Raw genomic sequence first — 18,365 nt, 5'->3', positions numbered from 1 at the left:
TATTGAAGGATTAGGGAAAACATTAACTTCACTTAAGGAATCAAACTTTTTAATACTTGTTGGTTGTTATAAATAGGTGAAAAAGAAAGCCATTTACCAAAATCAGATATAGCTAATATTTGTTGATGATTATCATCAGGAATTGCAAGACCGGAATAGCCCCCAAAATTTTCATTTGGTGAACGAAGCTCTAGCCCACCTAAAAATTTAAGTATAATTTGGTTATTCAAAATAGGTGGTTGAACCATAGGGTGTAGAGGGTAAGCTTCTATTGCTATATCTTCAGCATAAGTATGAAAAGAAAAAAATGATAAAACAAAGAAATGAAAAGCAAGGAACAAAGCTAATAAATTATATTTACGATTAAAAGAATAAAACAAAAATCACCTATTTATTATATGTTATACTTTATATAAGTAGTAATTTTATATATATCATTAAATAATTACTAGCTTTAAGGTTGCAGATTATTGATGCTAATGCTAGGTTTTCTATAATGATTTAAATAAATTGTTACTAAGGTTTTTCCCCTGGGGTTCTTCTATGTCTTTTGATAAAAACGATATGCTTAAAATTGCTAAATTGGCAAGAATTCAAATCCAATCTGATGAAGTGGAATCATTTTCTATGGAAATTAAACAGATTTTGGGATGGATTGAACAACTTAACCAAATTGATACATCTACAATTGATCCTATGGTTGGTTGTGACATTACGGCACTACATCAACGTCAAGATCTTGTGAATGATGGTGGAATTCGTGACCAAATATTAGCGAATGCCCCAGATTCTGTTCTTGGCTTTTTTACTGTTCCTAAAGTTGTTGAATAATTATGGATTTAATAAATTTAACTATTAAAGGTGCTCTTGATTTATTGGCCAAAGGTGAAATAACGGCTAAAGAATTGACCCAAAATTTGTGTGCTTTAAACGAAAAGCTTACATCCCTTAATATTTATATTACCCCAACTTTTGAGCATGCACTTCAAATGGCGGATGCTTCAGATAAAAGACGTCAAAAGGGACAGGTTGGGCTTTTAGAGGGTATTCCTTTAGGTATTAAAGATTTATTTTGTACCAAGGGTTTTGTAACAACAGCAGGTTCGCATATTTTAAAAAATTTTATCCCTACATATGAATCCACAGTAACCGATCAATTATGGAAGGCTGGTGCGGTGATGATGGGTAAATTAAATATGGATGAATTTGCCATGGGTTCTTCTAATATGACCAGCTATTATGGGCCGGTTGAAAATCCATGGAAACGCAAACAAGATAGTCATACGAAACTTGTTCCAGGTGGTTCTTCTGGTGGTTCTTCTGCCGCTGTTGCGGCCAGTATGGCATTGGGTGCAACAGGAACAGATACTGGGGGGTCGATTCGCCAACCTGCAGCTTTTACAGGAATTGTGGGGGCAAAACCTACATATGGCCGATGTTCACGTTGGGGTATTGTTGCTTTTGCCTCATCGTTGGACCAAGCAGGCCCTATGGCACGCACGGTCTATGATGCTGCTTTAATGTTGAAAGCTATGGCGGGATATGATGAAAAAGATTCAACATCGGCCAAAATAAATGTTCCGGATTTTACTGGGGTAATTGGGCAATCAATTAAGGGATTAAAAATTGGTATTCCTGAACAATATCGAACCAAAGGTATGGCAAATGAAATTGAACAATTATGGCAACAAGGTATTCAATGGTTAGAAAAAGCAGGTGCCATTGTTAAACCTGTTTCTTTGCCTTATACACAATATGCATTGCCGGTTTATTATATAATTGCACCTGCTGAAGCATCATCTAATTTAGCAAGATATGATGGGGTACGTTATGGATTACGTGTTCCAGCTGAAAGTCTTGATGCTATGTATGAATTAACACGTGCGGCAGGTTTTGGCCGCGAGGTTAAACGGCGTATTTTTATTGGTACATATGTTTTATCAGCTGGGTATTATGATGCTTATTATTTGAAAGCACAAAAAGTCAGAAATTTAATTCGTCAAGATTTTGTAAATGTTTTTAAAGAAGTGGATGCTCTTCTAACCCCGACAACACCAACACCTGCCTTTGGTATAGGCGAAAAAATGGTGGACCCTATTGCTATGTATTTAAATGATATTTTTACCGTACCTGTTAATTTAGCGGGATTGCCTGCTTTATCTATACCCGCAGGGTTATCCAACGATGGATTGCCCTTAGGACTGCAAATTATTAGCCGTTCTTTTGATGAAGAAATGATGTTTCGTCTAGGTTATGTTTTAGAACGAGAAGCAAATTTTAACGCAAAACCCGATTTATCAATATATCTTAAAGGTTGAAAAGATGGATGAAAACCAAAAAAACTATCTTCAAGGTAAAACAGGTGCATGGGAAGTTGTTATCGGGCTTGAAGTTCATGCCCAAATTACATCACAATCAAAACTTTTTTCAGGGGCGGCAACAGATTTTGGGGCTGAACCTAATACCCAAGTAAGCTTGGTTGATGCTGCAATGCCTGGGATGTTACCGGTTATTAATAGTTATTGTGTTGAGCAGGCAATCAAAACGGGTTTGGGATTAAATGCCCATATTAATACATATTCAGTTTTTGATCGTAAAAATTATTTTTATGCGGATTTACCTCAAGGATATCAAATTTCTCAATATCATCATCCAATTGTAGGGAAGGGTAATATAATTCTTGATTTACCAGGTAACCAACAAAAATCTATACGCATTACAAGATTACATTTGGAACAAGATGCAGGAAAAAGTATGCATGATCAACATCCAAATAAAACATATGTTGACCTTAATCGTTCTGGGGTGGCCTTAATGGAAATTGTTTCAGAGCCTGATATACGTTCCGCAGAAGAAGCCGCGTTATATCTTAAAAAATTACGTAGTATTTTACGTTATTTGGGTACATGTGATGGAAATATGGAAGAAGGGTCTATGCGATGTGATGTAAATGTATCTGTCTGCCGTCCAGGAGAAAAATGGGGTACACGCTGCGAAATAAAAAATGTTAATTCTGTTCGTTTTGTACAGCAAGCTGTAGATTTTGAGGCAAAAAGACAAATTGATCTTTTAGAAGAGGGAGGAGCAATTATTCAAGAAACAAGGCTATTTGATTCTAATCGTGGGATTACGCGTTCAATGCGCAGTAAAGAAAATGCCCATGATTATAGGTATTTTGCAGATCCAGATCTTTTACCTCTTGAATTAGATTCTAATTTAATTAAACGAATTAAAGATAATTTGCCAGAATTACCAGATATAAAGAAAAATCGCTTTGTTAGCAAATTTGGTCTTACACCCTATGACGCAGATGTTCTAGTAACAGAAAGAGAAATAGCTGATTATTATGAACAAGTTGCCCAAGATCGTGATCCAAAATTGGCTGCAAATTGGGTTATTGGTGAATTATTTGCCCATCTTAATAGTAAGAGTTTGGATATTACAAAATCCCCTGTGTCATCTAAAGCTTTAGGTGAACTTTTAGATTTAATTTCTCAAAATGTTATCTCAGGCCGAATTGCCAAAGATATTTTGGCAGATATGGTTGAAACCGGGCAACCGGCCTTATCAATTGTTGAAAATAAAAATTTGCGGCAAATTACAGATACTGCGGCTCTCGAACAAGCTATTGATAAAGTGCTTGAACAAAATGCTGATAAGGTACAGGAATATCGTTCAGGTAAAGAAAAACTTTTTGGATTTTTTGTTGGCCAAGCCATGAAAGCAACTAGCGGAAAGGGTAATCCAGATCTTATTAATAAAATTTTACAAAAAAAACTATCAACTTAGTTTTGAATGAATTACTTATTACAAATTTTTAGAATTAACCTACAACCTGTAAAAAATATTTAAAAAAGCATTAGTTATGGGTACTGATATGTTATATATATTACGTCCAGGTATGTTAACCCTTGAAGATTTAAAACTTTTAATGGTTAAACCTTATAAAAAAGTGGAACTTGATTCTTCGTGTTGGCATGGTATTGACGAAAGCGTTAGAACAATTGAGGAAATTTTGGCAAGTGGACAGGTTGTTTATGGAATTAATACTGGATTTGGGCGTTTGGCCCAAAGCCATATTGATAAAGATAATCTGCAAGAGTTACAGAAAAGATTAGTTTTATCCCATGCGGCAGGGACAGGGAATTTATTAGATGATACTATCGTACGTTTAATTTTAATCATTAAAATAAATAGTTTGGCGCGTGGTTATTCGGGGGTCCGAGCTCATGTTATTAAAATGTTGCTTCGTTTATTAAATGAAGATGCTTATCCTTGTATTCCTTCTAAAGGTTCTGTTGGTGCGTCAGGTGATCTTGCTCCCCTTGCACATCTTTCGACAGCTCTTTTAGGGGTTGGTCAGATAAGTTTAAAAGGTAAAATTCTTCCTGCCTCAGAAGTTTTAAGTTTATTAAAATTAGCACCTATTGAACTTGCAGCTAAAGAAGGATTAGCTTTATTAAATGGAAGTCAAGCATCAACTGCACTTGCAGTTTTTTCTTTATTGCAATCTGATATTTGTTTTAAGTCAGCATTAACAATTGGTGCTTTAAGTGTTGATGCAGCGGCTGGAAGTGATGCTCCATTTGATGCACGTATCCATGCTGTAAGAAATCAAACAGGCCAGATTGAAGTTGCATCAATTTTACGCTATCTTTTGAAAGACAGTAAAATTCGTCAATCCCATATCAATTGTGAACGGGTCCAAGATCCTTATTCATTGCGTTGTCAACCCCAAGTTATGGGCGCATGTTTTGATCATTTAAAACATGCAGCTTATATCATTGAAAGAGAGGTTAATGCTGTTTCTGATAATCCCTTGATTTTTGCGGATGATGATCAAGTTTTGTCAGGTGGTAATTTTCATGCTGAACCTGTTGCCTTAGCTGCCGATGCTATGGCTGTTGCTGTTTCAGAAATAGGCGCCTTATCTGAAAGAAGAATAGCTTTGCTAATTGATAGTAGTATAAGTGGGTTACCACCTTTTTTAGTAGAAGAGCCTGGATTAAACTCTGGTTTTATGATTGCGCATGTAACTGCTGCAGCTTTGGCCAGTGAAAATAAAAGTCTAGCTCATCCTGCAAGTGTGGATAGTTTACCAACATCAGCCAATCAAGAAGATCATGTCAGTATGGCAACTTTTGCAGCACGACGTCTTATAGAAATGGCTGATAATGTTAAAACAATTCTTGCTATAGAACTTTTAGCGGCTGTTCAAGGTATAGGATTTCGTGCGCCTCATAAAACTAGCCCTATTTTAGAAAACATTGTTCAGTTGGTCCGAGGGCAAGTTGCTCCTTGGAAAGAAGATCGGTATATGGCGCCAGATATTGCCTATGGAAAAAGACTTATTGATGAAGAACTTGTGGCGCATCCCGTAAAATTAACTTTGTTAAACTCTAAACTAGGTTGAAAAGGAAATATTATGACAGCTATTGTTGATATTCGTGCCCGACAAATTTTTGATAGTCGTGGTAACCCAACAGTTGAAGTTGATGTAGAGCTTGAAACAGGTATTATCGGGCGTGCAGCTGCACCTTCAGGCGCATCAACAGGACAATTTGAAGCTATTGAGGTACGCGATCAAGAAAAAGCCTATGGTGGTAAAGGTGTTAGTAAAGTAGTTGATGTGATTAATACAGAAATTGCGCAGCTTTTATGTGGATTTGATGCTAACCATCAAATGCTTATTGATCAAAATATGATACAGCTTGATGGTACAGAAAATAAATCAAGATTAGGGGCTAATGGCCTTTTAAGTGTAAGTTTTGCGGTTGCAAGAGCGGCAGCTACAGAGAAAGATATACCCCTTTATCGTTATCTTGGTGGCACTTATGCTCATATTTTACCTGTTCCCTTTATGAATGTAATTAACGGGGGGGCGCATGCTGATAATCCCCTTGATTGTCAAGAATTTATGATTGTACCAAAAGGTGCCAAATCTTTTTCAGAAGCTATGAAAATGGGGGCAGAGGTTTTCCAAGCATTGAAAGCTGAATTGAAAAAAGCAGGACATAATACAAATGTAGGTGATGAAGGTGGGTTTGCCCCAGATATGGCAGATACAAAAAATGTGCTAGATTTTTTAATTAAAGCTATTGAAAAGGCTGGCTACAAAAGTGGTTCCGATATCGCTATTGCACTTGATGTAGCTGCAACGGAACTTTATAAAAATGGTATATATCATTGGTTAGGTGAAAAACAAAAATTTGATGCTCCAGGATTAATTAAATTTTATGAATCTATTATTAAAAATTATCCTGTTATTTCTATCGAAGATGGTATGGCCGAAGATGATTGGGAAGGCTGGCAAGAATTAACAAAAACTCTTGGCTCAAAGGTACAATTGGTTGGTGATGATCTTTTTGTAACTAATCCAAAAAGACTAAAACAGGGTATTAAACAAAAAACGGCCAATGCTTTGCTTGTGAAAGTAAACCAAATTGGGACATTAACCGAAACAATGGAAGCTATGGATATAGCACATCGTGCTGGTTATAAGACAATGATGTCCCATCGTTCAGGTGAAACTGAAGATACATTTATTGCTGATTTAGCTGTGGCAGCAAATTGTGGCCAGATTAAAACTGGGTCATTGTCGCGTTCTGAACGTTTGGCTAAATATAATCAACTTTTACGTATTGAAGAAGAGTTAGGTCCACTTGCAAAATACAAAAACATAAATGAATAATCACCAATAGTTTATAGAAATAGTTATTGCAATATCTTGATTATTGATTAAAAACTCTGCCTCTTTACCAGAAGGTGGGCCCAATAAACTAGGTTTAGCATTATTACTAAATCCATATCCTTCGATGGGGATCCCAACCCAATTATAATCCATCATTCCATTTTGATTTATATCATGTAAAAGACTAACCGCATAATGCCCAGCTGGAACATTTTTAAAATGCAAATATGCTTTTTTATTTTTGATGATAGATTGGGCAAATTGCAAGCGTTGGGTTTTATCAAGAAAATTGGCGCTTTGATATAATCCGCCTGTAACTTGACCTTGATCACTTTGAAAATTAATCACAGTTACATAAATATCTGCACCTTTACAGGGATTAATCAGGAATAATCCTAATAATAAGAATAGAAACTGAATTTTAAAAAAATGACACACAATTTAACAAAATATCTGGGGGTTTCTGTCAACTTTATAAATAAAGCTTGTTATATAAGAGTATAATTCTTACAATCGCAGAAACCTAGTAATTTATTTGTAACAAGTTCTAATTTAAATTGCTGTATAAATAACATGGGCATCATTTATGAATTAAAGCGGCATATTAAACATATTGTGCCTCCTGTTATCGCAATTTGTTTGCTTATTTATTTTGTATACCATTTTTTTCAAGGTGATAGAGGTGTGCATCGTTGGTTGCAGCTTCGTCAAGAAATTCGTACATCGAAAAGCCTATTGGAAGAAACAGAAAAAAATAAAGCAAAATTAGAATTGAAAGTTTTAAAAATTACAGATGAAAATAATTTAGATCTCGATTTGTTAGAAGAAGAAGTAAGAAAAACTTTAAATTACGGGACCAAAAATGATTGGGTTATTTATAACCACCCATAATGTTGATTCTTTCCAATTAATTTTATCTAAAATTACTATACATTTTTTTTAGGTCTGTTATGAGTTTTTTGCAACTTTCAAAATTTTAGTTAATTTTTAAGTTAAAAATAAGATATTTTTATTAAATATTTGCTATTTATATTATAACATATCATTAATATTAACTCATATTAAGTTATTAACTTATAATAAGTTAATAAAATATAGTTCCTCTGTTTTACTTACACTTGCATAATGATAAATGTGTGTTTAATACTTAATTCTTAAATGCAAAAATGAAATTTCTTAGGGAGGATTTTAAATAAAATGCCAAAAGAATCGAAAAAAGCTAAAACACATCCATACAGTTCTTTATTAAAATCCCAAGATTCAGCAGAATATTTAAATTATTATAAATTGATGGTATTGATTAGACGTTTTGAAGAAAAAGCTGGCCAATTATATGGAATGGGATTAATAGGCGGATTTTGTCACCTTTATATTGGGCAAGAAGCTGTTGTTGCAGGTGTACAAGCTGCAATCAATCCTACAGATACAGTTATTACAAGTTATCGTGACCATGGTCATATGTTGGCATGTGGTATGGATCCACGTGGTGTTATGGCAGAACTTACAGGGAGAGAGGGTGGATATTCACGTGGTAAAGGTGGATCCATGCATATGTTTAGCCGGGAAAAAAACTTTTTTGGTGGCCATGGTATTGTTGGAGCACAAATTCCATTAGGAACTGGTTTGGCTTTTGCCCATCACTATCTTAATGATGGACGAGTTTGCTTAACCTATCTCGGTGATGGGGCTATTAATCAAGGTCAAGTATATGAAAGTTTTAATATGGCAGCTTTATGGAAGTTGCCGGTTATTTATATTATTGAAAATAATAGATATGGCATGGGGACGAGTGTGACTCGTGCCTCTGCTACACATGACTTATATAAAAGAGGTGAAGTTTACGGTATACCAGGGTTACAAGTTGATGGTATGGATATACTTTTAGTAAAAGAGGCAGCAGAGAAAGCTGTAGCTTATGCTCGTTCAGGCCAAGGTCCATTTATTTTAGAAATGATAACATATCGATATCGTGGCCATTCCATGTCAGATCCAGGACGCTATAGGACAAAGGAAGAGGTAACAAAAATGCGTCAAGAACATGATCCAATTGATCGCTTTAAAGAAATCCTTTTGAAAGAAGGCTTTGCGGATGAAGAGCAACTTAAGGTTTTAGAAAAAGAAATTAGAAATATTGTAACAGACGCAGCTGATTTTGCTGAAAAAAGTCCTGAACCTGCTCCTTCAGAACTTTATACTGATGTTTTAATTCCTGCTTAGTTTTTAATATTTAATGTGAAAAGCAATAATTATGTCTAATAATTTTGAAAACAAAAATTCTACAGAAAACAATCAAATCACTGTGCGTGAAGCTTTACGTGATGCAATGGCCGAAGAAATGCGCCGTGAACCCAAGGTTTTTCTTTTAGGGGAAGAGGTTGGAGAATATCAAGGAGCATATAAGGTAAGTCAAGGATTACTAGATGAATTTGGTCCCAAACGTGTCATTGATACCCCAATTACGGAACAAGGGTTCGCAGGTCTTGCTGTGGGTGCCGCTTTTTTTGGATTAAAACCTATTGTTGAATTTATGACATTTAATTTTGCGATGCAGGCTATTGATCAAATTATTAATTCTGCGGCAAAAACATTGTATATGTCAGGTGGTCAATTAGGATGTTCCATAGTTTTTCGTGGACCAAATGGTGCAGCAAGTAGGGTTGCTGCTCAACATTCACAATGCTATGCAAGCTGGTATGCACATTGTCCTGGTCTCAAGGTTATTGCGCCCTGGTCAGCTTCAGATGCAAAGGGATTATTAAAATCAGCGATCCGTGATCCTAATCCAGTTATTTTTCTTGAAAATGAGATTTTATATGGCCAAAGTTTTGATGCTCCAGTAGATAAAGATCATATTATTGAAATAGGTAAAGCAAATATTGTGCGTCAAGGTAGGGATGTAACTATTGTTTCTTTCTCTCGCCCAGTTGGGTTAGCCTTACAAGCAGCAGAACAATTAAAAACACAAAATATTGATTGTGAGGTTATTGATTTACGTACACTTCGCCCTCTTGATTACCCAACGATTATTAAATCTGTTCAAAAAACTAATCGGTTAGTTACTGTTGAAGAAGGGTGGCCAGTAGCAGGTATAGGGTCTGAATTGTCAGCTGTGGTTACAGAACAAGCTTTTGATTGGCTGGATGCACCAGTTATGAGAGTGGCTGGTGTTGATGTGCCTTTACCTTATGCTGCAAATTTAGAAAAACTGGCTTTGCCTGACGTTGCATCTATTGTTAAGGCTGTTCAACAAGTTTGTTACTATAATCCAACTGCCTCATAAGGATTTTTTATTATGACGATTAAAATTTTAATGCCTGCTTTATCACCTACAATGACCGAAGGTAATCTTGTAACATGGCATAAAAAAGAAGGTGATCAAGTTAAATCGGGTGATGTGTTAGCAGAAATAGAAACAGACAAAGCTACCATGGAAGTAGAGGCTGCAGATGAAGGTATTTTGGGAAAAATTCTTATACCAGAAGGAACGCAAGCTGTACCTGTTAATCAAGTTATAGCTTTATTATTAGAAGAAGGTGAAGATAAATCGGCTTTGGATAAAGACATCAATTCTTCTAATTCAGTAAAAACTGAAAAAGCTAAATCCCTTGATGCAAAAGAAAGTAGTGGCCAAGATAAAAAAGCCGTAGCACAAAATAATGTTTCTAATACGACTGTTCAACCAAAACTAATTTCTGATCAGGATTCAAAGTATCGTACTTTTATTAGTCCCCTTGCTAAACGAATTGCCCAAAATTCTAATATTGATTTAACAACAGTAATAGGGACAGGTCCAAATGGACGTATCGTGAAAGCGGATGTTGAAAAACATCTCGGAGTTGATGGTGGTAACATTACCCAAACGCAATCTAACTCTAAACCCGAAGTTAAGGGTATAGTAAATCAATTGGACTATCCACCTTATAAAGAGATACCTCACACAGCGATGCGCAAAATTATTGCCAGACGTCTTTTACAGGCAAAACAAGAAGCACCCCATTTTTATCTTAAAATAGATTGTGATTTAGATGCGTTGCTTAAATTGCGTGCGGAATTAAATACGCGTGCGGAATTAAAGCTTTCTGTGAATGATTTTATTATCAAAGCTGCAGCTTTGGCTTTACATAAAGTTCCAGAAGCTAATGCAAGTTGGACAGATGAAGCGGTGCATCTCTATCAAAGAGCTGATATTGCTGTTGCAGTTGCTATACCAGGTGGATTAATTACTCCCATTATAAAAAATGCGGGTTCAAAAGGTTTAGGTACAATATCCCAGGAAATGAAAGATCTAGCTAACCGCGCACGTGAAGGTAAATTGAAACCAGAAGAATTTCAGGGCGGAACATTTTCTTTATCAAATTTAGGTATGTATGGGATTAGAGAATTTTCTGCGATTATTAACCCACCTCAAGGTGCTATCTTGGCTGTTGGTATGGGTGAACAGCGCCCTGTTGTAAAAGCAGGGGCTTTAAGCATTGCCACACAAATGAGCTGTACATTATCCGTTGATCACCGTGTGATTGATGGTGCTGTAGGTGCCGAGTTTTTTGCAGCCTTTAAAAAATTAATAGAAGACCCATTAATATTAATGCTTTAAAAAATGTTAGATAAAAGGTAAAATTTTATGGATAAGATAATTTTTGATTTAGTGGTTATTGGTGGTGGTCCCGGTGGTTACGTTGCAGCTATTCGTGCCGCACAATTGGGGATGAAGGTTGGATTAATAGAAAAAGAACATCTTGGGGGTATTTGTTTGAATTGGGGATGTATTCCAACCAAAGCGTTATTACGTTCTGCTGAAATTCAACATCTTTTTAATCATGCGGAAGATTATGGGTTTGTAATCAAGCAGCAAAGCTTTGATATGAATAAAATTGTTGCCCGAAGCCGTAAAGTAGCCGAGCGTTTGTCAATGGGTGTTAAGCATCTTCTTAAAAAAAACAAAGTACAAATTATTGATGGTCATGCAAAATTTCAATCATCAAGTAAAATCGCTGTTTTTAATAAAAAAGACCAAATTGCTGAAGTTACAGCATCCCATATTATTATTGCAACAGGGGCAAGACCCAGGATTTTACCCGGCATAGAACCAGATGGAAAACAAGTTTGGACGTATAAAGAAGCATTACTTCCTTTGACATTACCAAAATCAATGTTGATTGTAGGTAGTGGTGCTATTGGCATAGAATTTGCCAGTTTTTATCGTACCTTTGGTGTGGATGTTACTGTCGTTGAAATTGCCCCCCAAATTTTACCTGTTGAAGATGAAGAAATAGCCCAGTTGGCGCGTAAAACTTTTGAAAAGCAGAGTATTAAAATAATGACGAACGCATCATTAAAAAATTTAAAAAAATCAGGACATAATATAACAGCTGTTATAGATAATCAGGGTAAAACTGTAGAATTAATTGTTGAAAAGGTCATTATGGCTGTTGGTATTGTTGGTAATGTTGAAGATTTGGGATTAGAACATACTAAAGTAAAAATTGCTAATAATCATATTGAAGTTGATAAATTTTGCCAAACCGCAGAAAAGGGTATTTATGCCATTGGGGATGTGGCTGGTGCACCGTGGTTAGCCCATAAAGCTAGTCATGAAGCAGTGTTGTGTGTTGAATATATAGCTGGAATAAAAAATTTACATCCCCTTGATATGAATTTAATACCAGGTTGCACTTATTCTATCCCTCAAATTGCCAGCGTTGGAATGACAGAAAAATCTGCATTAAAAGCAGGGTATAAAATTAAAGTTGGAAAATTTCCCTATGTAGGAAATGGAAAAGCTATCGCTTTGGGTGAGACTGAAGGTTTAGTAAAAACAATTTTTGATGAAAAAACAGGTGAATTATTGGGTGCCCACATGATTGGTGCCGAGGTCACAGAATTAATTCAAGGTTATACAGTTGCCAAAACTTTAGAGACAACCGAAGCTGAACTTATGCAGACAATTTTTCCACATCCCACTTTATCAGAAATGATGCATGAAGCTGTTTTAGATGCTTATGATCAAGCTATTCATATATAATAAATTATGATATTATGTGTTTGTAGAGTTTTAAATCCATATGCCAGTATCACCTATACGCCATCCTGAAAAACAATCTAATCCAACGACAAGTCCTTTACGTAAACCTGAATGGTTACGTGTGAAAGCGCCTTTATCAAAAGAATATCAAAATACCAGGGATTTGGTACGTCAGTATAATCTTCATACAGTATGTGAAGAAGCAGCATGTCCAAATATTGGAGAATGTTGGAAGCAAAAACATGCTACTTTTATGATTTTAGGTAGTGTCTGCACACGAGCTTGTGCTTTTTGTAATGTGGCGACAGGAAAGCCTGATCAGCTTGATCCACATGAACCTGAGCATGTTGCAATAGCTGTTCAAAAATTAGAACTCAATCATGTAGTTATTACATCAGTTGATCGTGATGATTTAGACGATGGTGGTGCTGGCCATTTTGCCCAAGTTATAAAAGAAATAAGAAAACTTAATCCTAAAACTACGATTGAAGTCTTAACTCCCGATTTTTTACGCAAAGAAAAAGCAGTAGAAAAAATTGTTGAAGCTAAGCCTGATGTTTTTAATCATAATCTTGAAACGGTGCCAAGATTATATCCTAAAATCAGACCTGGTGCGCGTTATTTTAATTCTTTACAAGTATTAGCAAAAGTTAAACAATTAGATTCTACACTTTTTACTAAATCTGGTTTGATGGTAGGATTAGGCGAAGAAAAGGAAGAAATTTATCAAGTTATGGATGATTTAAGAATAGCAGATGTTGATTTTTTAACTATAGGCCAATATTTGCAACCAACACCCAAACATGCGCCTATTGATCAATTTGTTACACCTGATGAATTTTTAAGCTATCAGCAAATGGCATATGGTAAGGGTTTTTTAATGGTATCTGCGTCTCCTTTAACGAGATCATCTCATCATGCTGGAGAAGATTTTTTAAAACTTAAACAAGCAAAATTAGAAAAATTCTTGGCAAACTAAACTAGTTACAAATTTTGAATATATTATGCATCGCCACCAAGAAAGTCGTTTTTTACCCTATAAACCAGAACAGCTTTTTAATCTTGTTTTAGATATAGAACGTTATCCTGAATTTTTACCTTGGTGTTTGGCTGCTATTATACGTGAAAAAACAAATAACAAAATTATTGCTGATCTTGTGATTGGATTCCGTATGTTTCGTGAAAAATTTACCAGTCATGTAAACTATGATCATGATAATCTAAAAATTGAAGTAAGCTATATTAATGGTCCATTTCAATATTTACATAATTATTGGATATTTAAAAATCATAATGTCAATGAGACAGAAATTGATTTTTTTGTTGAATTTAAATTTAAATCATTAATTTTAGAAAAATTAATGGGTTTGTTATTTGATGAAGCCGTAAAAAAAATGGTTTCTGCTTTTGAAAATAGAGCACATCATCTTTATGGAAAATAATTAATCTCTTATTTTGCTAAATTGTATAAAATTTCAAGCGCTTCTTTGACAGCATTTAATCTTATATCGGTGCGGTTACCTTTAAATATATAGTGTTTTTCAATGCTATAATTGATAGAATTAAGTCCACAAAAGTAAACTGTACCAATGGGTTTTTGGTCTGAACCACCATCTGGACCTGCAATACCTGTAACTGAAATGACTAAATCGGTCTGGGTTTTTTTTATACACCCGTGAGCCATAGCATAAGCGGCTTGTTGACTTACAGCGCCATATTTTTTAAGTAGGACAGCAGGAACATCTAAAAAGTTAATTTTAGCTTCATTTGAATAAGTAATAAAACCATGTATAAATACAGAAGAAGCACCCGCTATTTCTGTTAAGTGGGCTGCAAGTAGGCCACCTGTACAGCTTTCAGCTGTCGCAATTTTGATTTTTTTGTATTGGCATAAAGACAAAAGTTCAGCTGTTTTTTTTAAAAGCTTGATTGATAGCATATTAGTATATTTATGGAATGACAGGTAATTTTACTGTAGCTATTGCTTGAGCGGCAATACCCTCTTTTCTACCCGTAAAACCCAGTCCTTCGGTTGTGGTTGCTTTAATACTTATTCTATCTGTCGAAAGCTGTAGGAGATCCGCTAATCTATTAACCATAGTCAGGCGATGGGGTCCAACTTTTGGTGCTTCAGCTATAATAGTTATATCAATATGGATAATGTGGCCTTGTTTTTCATAAATAAGTTGGGATGCATGTTTTAAGAAAATGGTTGAATCTGCGCCTTTCCACTGGGGATCACTTGGGGGGAAATGGTGACCAATATCGCCGGCACTTAAGGTTGCGAGTAAAGCATCGGTTAAAGCATGTAGTCCAACATCGGCATCAGAATGTCCTTCAAGTTTTTGATGATAAGGAATCTGGACGCCACATAATGTAATAAAATCACCTGGCATAAAACGATGAACATCAAAACCTTGGCCTGTACGATATTCATAAGAATGATTTATGACTGCTTCAGCACGTTTAAAATCGCTTAATGTTGTCACTTTGAAATTTTCCTCTCTACCAGGAATTGTATAAACTTTGATATTTGCGGCTTCTGCAATGGATGCATCATCAGTTAAAGAAAGATGGCATGCTTTCTTATGGGCTTCTAAAATTATTCTATACTCAAATGCTTGGGGGGTTTGGGCGCATCCAATTAAATTTCGGTCTAATGTTTGATCAATAATCCCATTAGACTCTATTTTTTTAAGCGTATCTGTTGCTGGTATAAGCGGAATAACAGCTTTATTTTTTTGAACTTCTTCAATTAAATCTGTAATTAATTGATGATCAATAAATGGTCTTGCTGCATCATGAATTAAAACATAATGACAAGATGAAGGATCAATTTCTTTTAATCCATTAAAAACAGATTCTTGTCGTGTGTGGCCCCCAAGAATAGGTGGGGGAAGCTCTAATCCTTTAACAGCTTTTTTATATAAATCTTGATGATCAGGATGAATAACGATCTTAACTGTATCAATTAAAGGATGGGTCATCATTGTTTCAACACTATAACGCAATAAATTTTTATGGTTTAAAAGCGAATATTGTTTAGGAATTTTTGTCCCAAAACGTTGGCTCGTTCCAGCTGCAACAATAAGAGCAATAATTTTCATCATTAAACTTTTAAATAATAATTAAGCAAGGTTAAGTGTACACCATATGGGAGCATGATCAGATGGTTTATCCCAACCACGTGGTTCTTTATCTATAAAACATGATGTAACACGATCTGTGGCTAAAGGGGATAAAAGCATATGATCTATTCTTAATCCTTCATTTTTTTGCCAATGTCCACCTGTATAATCCCAAAAGCTATAATGAATGCCAGTTTGATGAAATAAACGTAAGGCATCTGTTAAACCAAGATGACATAATTCATAAAACTTATTTTTGCTTTCTTTACAGAAGAGTGCATCGTCGGCCCAAGCAACAGGATCATAAACATCACAATCATCAGGTATAATATTATAATCACCAGCTAAAACTAGAATTTCTTCATAGGAAAGAAGGGTTTTTGCATGAACAATTAAACGATCCATCCAGGTTATTTTATAGGGAAATTTTTCGCTATGAACAGGATTGCCATTTGGCGCGTATAAAGAAGCAACCCGGAAGGGTGAATAATTTTTAGGTTCAATTAAAGCTTCTAAATAGCGTGCCTGTTCATCATGATCAGATCCAGGTAATTTTGTTTGTTCAATTGTCATGGGGTGGCGGGATAAAATACAAACGCCATTATAACTTTTCTGGCCCACGACTTTTATATTATATCCAAGATCTTCGAATTCACTAAAAGGAAATTTTTCATCTATAGTTTTAATTTCTTGCAAAAGAACGACATCGCAAGGGTTTTTTTGAAGCCAGTTTAAAACATTTATTAAACGCATTTTGATGGAATTGACATTCCAACTTACTATTTTAACTTCTGTCATTTTTAATTTACAAAGAAAAGGAATGTCCACATCCACATGATGTGGCAGCATTGGGATTCTTAATTTTAAAGGAACTACTGGAAAGATTTTCAACAAAATCTATTTCACAACCTTTAATTAATTCAAATGATGTTTGATCGACAATAAGAGATACATCATTAAAATTGATAATGAGATCATCTTCATGTTCTTCAGAATCAAAACTAAAATTATATTGGAACCCAGAACATCCACCGCCAGTTATGCTGATTCTGAATTTTGCTTTATGATCCATTTCTTGACGTAACATTAGTAAAAGACGCGCCTTTGCTTCAGGTGTCAAGGTCAAAGAATCTGTTAAATTCGGTTGAGTTATTGCCATATTATTCTATTCAACAAATTAGGGTTAATCCTAAAGGGTATATATTGTATGTAGTATTTTATAAAGGAAAGTCAAAATTATTTTGATTAAAATATCATCAAATACTTGTAAGATATAGAAAATTAATCAATAAAACGATGAAATGGATTTTAAAAGGTATTTTATGTGTATAATTTAGTATCTTATGCTTCTTTTGCTGACCATAGTCGTGGTCGCTTATATTCTGAATCCGAAAGTTCTTTTCGATCTGTTTTCCAAAGGGACCGTGATCGTATTATACATAGTGGTGCTTTTAGACGTCTTCAGTATAAAACCCAAGTTTTTGTGTATCATGAAGGCGATTATTATCGAACAAGGTTAACACATAGTTTGGAAGTAGCACAAATTGCGCGTACCATAAGCCAAATTTTAAATTTAAATCAAGATTTAGCAGAAGCATTGGCTTTGGCTCATGATTTTGGCCATTCACCCTTTGGTCATGCAGGGGAAGAAGCGTTGGCTGAAGTTATGCAACCTTATGATGGATTTAATCATAATGTTCAAACGTTCCGTATTGTGACAGAACTTGAACAAAAATATGCAGAATTTGATGGCTTAAATTTAACTTGGGAAACATTAGAAGGTATCGTTAAGCATAATGGTCCAATAATAACTGAACAAAAAAATCTATCTCTTTATTATACAGATACAAGTTTTAAAAGTGTCATTGCATATTCCCAAGAAAAACAAGATCTAGAATTGGATACATGGCCAAGTTTAGAAGCTCAGATTGCTGCTTTAGCTGATGATATAGCCTATAATAATCATGATCTTGATGATGGGTTAAGGGCAGGGTTATTTGATATCCAAGATTTATATCAAGTGCCTTGGATTGCTAAAGTATTAGATGAAATTATAAAAACATACCCTAATCTCGAACGTGCCCGTTTTATTCATGAATTAATTCGTCGTCTTATTCATCTTATGGTGACAGATTTAATTGATGAAAGTAAATATAGATTAAGCCAACTAAATCCTTTATCAATTAGTGATATTAGGAATGCTAAGATATCTTTAATTAATTTTTCTGAAGAAATGAATGAAAATCAAATACTTTTAAAAAGATTTTTATTTAATCATATGTATAGACATTATAAGGTAAATCGTATGAGTACCAAAGCGAAAGTTGTTGTTAAAGATTTATTTGACCTGTACTTTAATAAACCAGAATGTTTACCTTCAGATTGGCAAAAAAAATGTGATCATTCCAAAACATTTTTAACGGCCAGAGTGGTTACAGATTACATAGCTGGTATGACAGATCGCTATGCTTTAAAAGAACATCAACGTTTTTTCGATTTATACAGTTAAAATATTTTATAAAAT

Annotated in this window: 19 protein-coding genes; 13 read left to right on the top strand and 6 right to left on the bottom strand. The window is 34.8% G+C overall.

From position 1 onward, the window contains the following. Positions 1 to 32: 32 nt before the first annotated feature. The gene (locus K1X44_01270) at positions 33 to 380 is read right to left on the bottom strand and encodes a hypothetical protein (GenBank protein ID MBX7145919.1); all 348 of its coding nucleotides are present in this window, start codon (positions 378 to 380) and stop codon (positions 33 to 35) included. 163 nt (positions 381 to 543) lie between these two features. Here K1X44_01270 and gatC point away from each other — a divergent pair, with 163 nt between their 5' ends. The 5 genes from gatC (at position 544) to eno (ending at position 6,691) form a co-directional block, all read left to right on the top strand. Next, positions 544 to 831, top strand: a complete 288-nt coding sequence (gene gatC, locus K1X44_01265) for an Asp-tRNA(Asn)/Glu-tRNA(Gln) amidotransferase subunit GatC (GenBank protein ID MBX7145918.1) — start codon at positions 544 to 546, stop codon at positions 829 to 831. Between the two features lie 2 nt (positions 832 to 833). After that, entirely contained in the window at positions 834 to 2,318 is a 1,485-nt protein-coding gene (gene gatA / locus K1X44_01260) for an Asp-tRNA(Asn)/Glu-tRNA(Gln) amidotransferase subunit GatA (protein ID MBX7145917.1), read from the top strand. Positions 2,319 to 2,322: 4 nt separating this feature from the next. Beyond that, positions 2,323 to 3,789: an Asp-tRNA(Asn)/Glu-tRNA(Gln) amidotransferase subunit GatB gene (gene gatB, locus K1X44_01255; GenBank protein ID MBX7145916.1), complete on the top strand. Its 1,467-nt coding sequence runs from the start codon at positions 2,323 to 2,325 to the stop codon at positions 3,787 to 3,789. An 88-nt stretch (positions 3,790 to 3,877) separates the two neighbouring features. Continuing rightward, positions 3,878 to 5,413 (top strand): histidine ammonia-lyase, encoded by a 1,536-nt coding sequence (gene hutH, locus K1X44_01250; GenBank protein ID MBX7145915.1) that lies wholly within the window; start codon positions 3,878 to 3,880, stop codon positions 5,411 to 5,413. Positions 5,414 to 5,425: 12 nt separating this feature from the next. After that, the gene (eno, locus tag K1X44_01245; GenBank protein MBX7145914.1) at positions 5,426 to 6,691 is read left to right on the top strand and encodes a phosphopyruvate hydratase; all 1,266 of its coding nucleotides are present in this window, start codon (positions 5,426 to 5,428) and stop codon (positions 6,689 to 6,691) included. Here eno and K1X44_01240 read toward each other — a convergent pair whose 3' ends face one another. Beyond that, positions 6,692 to 7,039, bottom strand: a complete 348-nt coding sequence (locus tag K1X44_01240; GenBank protein MBX7145913.1) for a DUF2141 domain-containing protein — start codon at positions 7,037 to 7,039, stop codon at positions 6,692 to 6,694. A gap of 225 nt (positions 7,040 to 7,264) precedes the next feature. Between K1X44_01240 and K1X44_01235 the strand changes: the two genes are divergently transcribed. The 7 genes from K1X44_01235 (at position 7,265) to K1X44_01205 (ending at position 14,155) form a co-directional block, all read left to right on the top strand. Beyond that, positions 7,265 to 7,582 (top strand): septum formation initiator family protein, encoded by a 318-nt coding sequence (locus K1X44_01235; protein MBX7145912.1) that lies wholly within the window; start codon positions 7,265 to 7,267, stop codon positions 7,580 to 7,582. Between the two features lie 306 nt (positions 7,583 to 7,888). After that, on the top strand, positions 7,889 to 8,908 hold the full coding sequence (gene pdhA / locus K1X44_01230; GenBank protein ID MBX7145911.1) for a pyruvate dehydrogenase (acetyl-transferring) E1 component subunit alpha: 1,020 nt from the start codon (positions 7,889 to 7,891) through the stop codon (positions 8,906 to 8,908). Positions 8,909 to 8,939: 31 nt separating this feature from the next. Beyond that, complete coding sequence (locus K1X44_01225) at positions 8,940 to 9,971, top strand: pyruvate dehydrogenase complex E1 component subunit beta (GenBank protein ID MBX7145910.1); 1,032 nt, start codon at positions 8,940 to 8,942, stop codon at positions 9,969 to 9,971. Between the two features lie 12 nt (positions 9,972 to 9,983). Continuing rightward, positions 9,984 to 11,285: a pyruvate dehydrogenase complex dihydrolipoamide acetyltransferase gene (locus K1X44_01220; GenBank protein MBX7145909.1), complete on the top strand. Its 1,302-nt coding sequence runs from the start codon at positions 9,984 to 9,986 to the stop codon at positions 11,283 to 11,285. Positions 11,286 to 11,312: 27 nt separating this feature from the next. After that, on the top strand, positions 11,313 to 12,713 hold the full coding sequence (gene lpdA, locus K1X44_01215) for a dihydrolipoyl dehydrogenase (protein MBX7145908.1): 1,401 nt from the start codon (positions 11,313 to 11,315) through the stop codon (positions 12,711 to 12,713). A gap of 40 nt (positions 12,714 to 12,753) precedes the next feature. Further along, positions 12,754 to 13,692, top strand: a complete 939-nt coding sequence (lipA, locus tag K1X44_01210) for a lipoyl synthase (GenBank protein MBX7145907.1) — start codon at positions 12,754 to 12,756, stop codon at positions 13,690 to 13,692. Between the two features lie 25 nt (positions 13,693 to 13,717). Then, positions 13,718 to 14,155 carry a type II toxin-antitoxin system RatA family toxin gene (locus K1X44_01205; protein MBX7145906.1) on the top strand — a complete coding sequence of 146 codons (438 nt, stop codon included), beginning with the start codon at positions 13,718 to 13,720 and terminating at the stop codon, positions 14,153 to 14,155. An 8-nt stretch (positions 14,156 to 14,163) separates the two neighbouring features. Here K1X44_01205 and K1X44_01200 read toward each other — a convergent pair whose 3' ends face one another. From K1X44_01200 to erpA, 4 genes are read right to left on the bottom strand one after another with little or no spacing between them, the layout of a single operon-like run. Beyond that, positions 14,164 to 14,652: a CinA family protein gene (locus K1X44_01200; GenBank protein MBX7145905.1), complete on the bottom strand. Its 489-nt coding sequence runs from the start codon at positions 14,650 to 14,652 to the stop codon at positions 14,164 to 14,166. Between the two features lie 10 nt (positions 14,653 to 14,662). Beyond that, a complete protein-coding gene (locus K1X44_01195; GenBank protein MBX7145904.1) occupies positions 14,663 to 15,823 on the bottom strand; it encodes a bifunctional 2-C-methyl-D-erythritol 4-phosphate cytidylyltransferase/2-C-methyl-D-erythritol 2,4-cyclodiphosphate synthase in 1,161 nt (386 codons plus the stop codon). Positions 15,824 to 15,841: 18 nt separating this feature from the next. Continuing rightward, entirely contained in the window at positions 15,842 to 16,639 is a 798-nt protein-coding gene (gene xth / locus K1X44_01190) for an exodeoxyribonuclease III (GenBank protein ID MBX7145903.1), read from the bottom strand. Positions 16,640 to 16,646: 7 nt separating this feature from the next. Continuing rightward, positions 16,647 to 17,000 (bottom strand): iron-sulfur cluster insertion protein ErpA, encoded by a 354-nt coding sequence (erpA, locus tag K1X44_01185; protein ID MBX7145902.1) that lies wholly within the window; start codon positions 16,998 to 17,000, stop codon positions 16,647 to 16,649. 165 nt (positions 17,001 to 17,165) lie between these two features. Here erpA and K1X44_01180 point away from each other — a divergent pair, with 165 nt between their 5' ends. Next, positions 17,166 to 18,350: a deoxyguanosinetriphosphate triphosphohydrolase gene (locus K1X44_01180; GenBank protein ID MBX7145901.1), complete on the top strand. Its 1,185-nt coding sequence runs from the start codon at positions 17,166 to 17,168 to the stop codon at positions 18,348 to 18,350. Positions 18,351 to 18,365: the final 15 nt, after the last annotated feature.

The sequence above is a fragment of the Alphaproteobacteria bacterium genome (assembly GCA_019695395.1).
Lineage (GTDB): Bacteria > Pseudomonadota > Alphaproteobacteria > JAEUKQ01 > JAIBAD01 > JAIBAD01.
The sequence above is the reverse complement of the archived record's forward strand: the minus strand, read 5'-3'. Positions and strand labels throughout refer to the sequence as shown.

Coding starts and splice junctions, on each gene's coding strand:
- K1X44_01235 (MBX7145912.1), top strand. CDS start 7,265: ATGGGCATCATTTATGAATTAAAGCGGCATATTAAACATATTGTGCCT.
- xth (MBX7145903.1), bottom strand. CDS start 16,639: ATGACAGAAGTTAAAATAGTAAGTTGGAATGTCAATTCCATCAAAATG.
- pdhA (MBX7145911.1), top strand. CDS start 7,889: ATGCCAAAAGAATCGAAAAAAGCTAAAACACATCCATACAGTTCTTTA.
- K1X44_01205 (MBX7145906.1), top strand. CDS start 13,718: ATGCATCGCCACCAAGAAAGTCGTTTTTTACCCTATAAACCAGAACAG.
- K1X44_01220 (MBX7145909.1), top strand. CDS start 9,984: ATGACGATTAAAATTTTAATGCCTGCTTTATCACCTACAATGACCGAA.
- hutH (MBX7145915.1), top strand. CDS start 3,878: ATGTTATATATATTACGTCCAGGTATGTTAACCCTTGAAGATTTAAAA.
- lipA (MBX7145907.1), top strand. CDS start 12,754: ATGCCAGTATCACCTATACGCCATCCTGAAAAACAATCTAATCCAACG.
- gatA (MBX7145917.1), top strand. CDS start 834: ATGGATTTAATAAATTTAACTATTAAAGGTGCTCTTGATTTATTGGCC.
- gatC (MBX7145918.1), top strand. CDS start 544: ATGTCTTTTGATAAAAACGATATGCTTAAAATTGCTAAATTGGCAAGA.
- erpA (MBX7145902.1), bottom strand. CDS start 17,000: ATGGCAATAACTCAACCGAATTTAACAGATTCTTTGACCTTGACACCT.
- eno (MBX7145914.1), top strand. CDS start 5,426: ATGACAGCTATTGTTGATATTCGTGCCCGACAAATTTTTGATAGTCGT.
- K1X44_01195 (MBX7145904.1), bottom strand. CDS start 15,823: ATGATGAAAATTATTGCTCTTATTGTTGCAGCTGGAACGAGCCAACGT.
- lpdA (MBX7145908.1), top strand. CDS start 11,313: ATGGATAAGATAATTTTTGATTTAGTGGTTATTGGTGGTGGTCCCGGT.
- K1X44_01200 (MBX7145905.1), bottom strand. CDS start 14,652: ATGCTATCAATCAAGCTTTTAAAAAAAACAGCTGAACTTTTGTCTTTA.
- gatB (MBX7145916.1), top strand. CDS start 2,323: ATGGATGAAAACCAAAAAAACTATCTTCAAGGTAAAACAGGTGCATGG.
- K1X44_01225 (MBX7145910.1), top strand. CDS start 8,940: ATGTCTAATAATTTTGAAAACAAAAATTCTACAGAAAACAATCAAATC.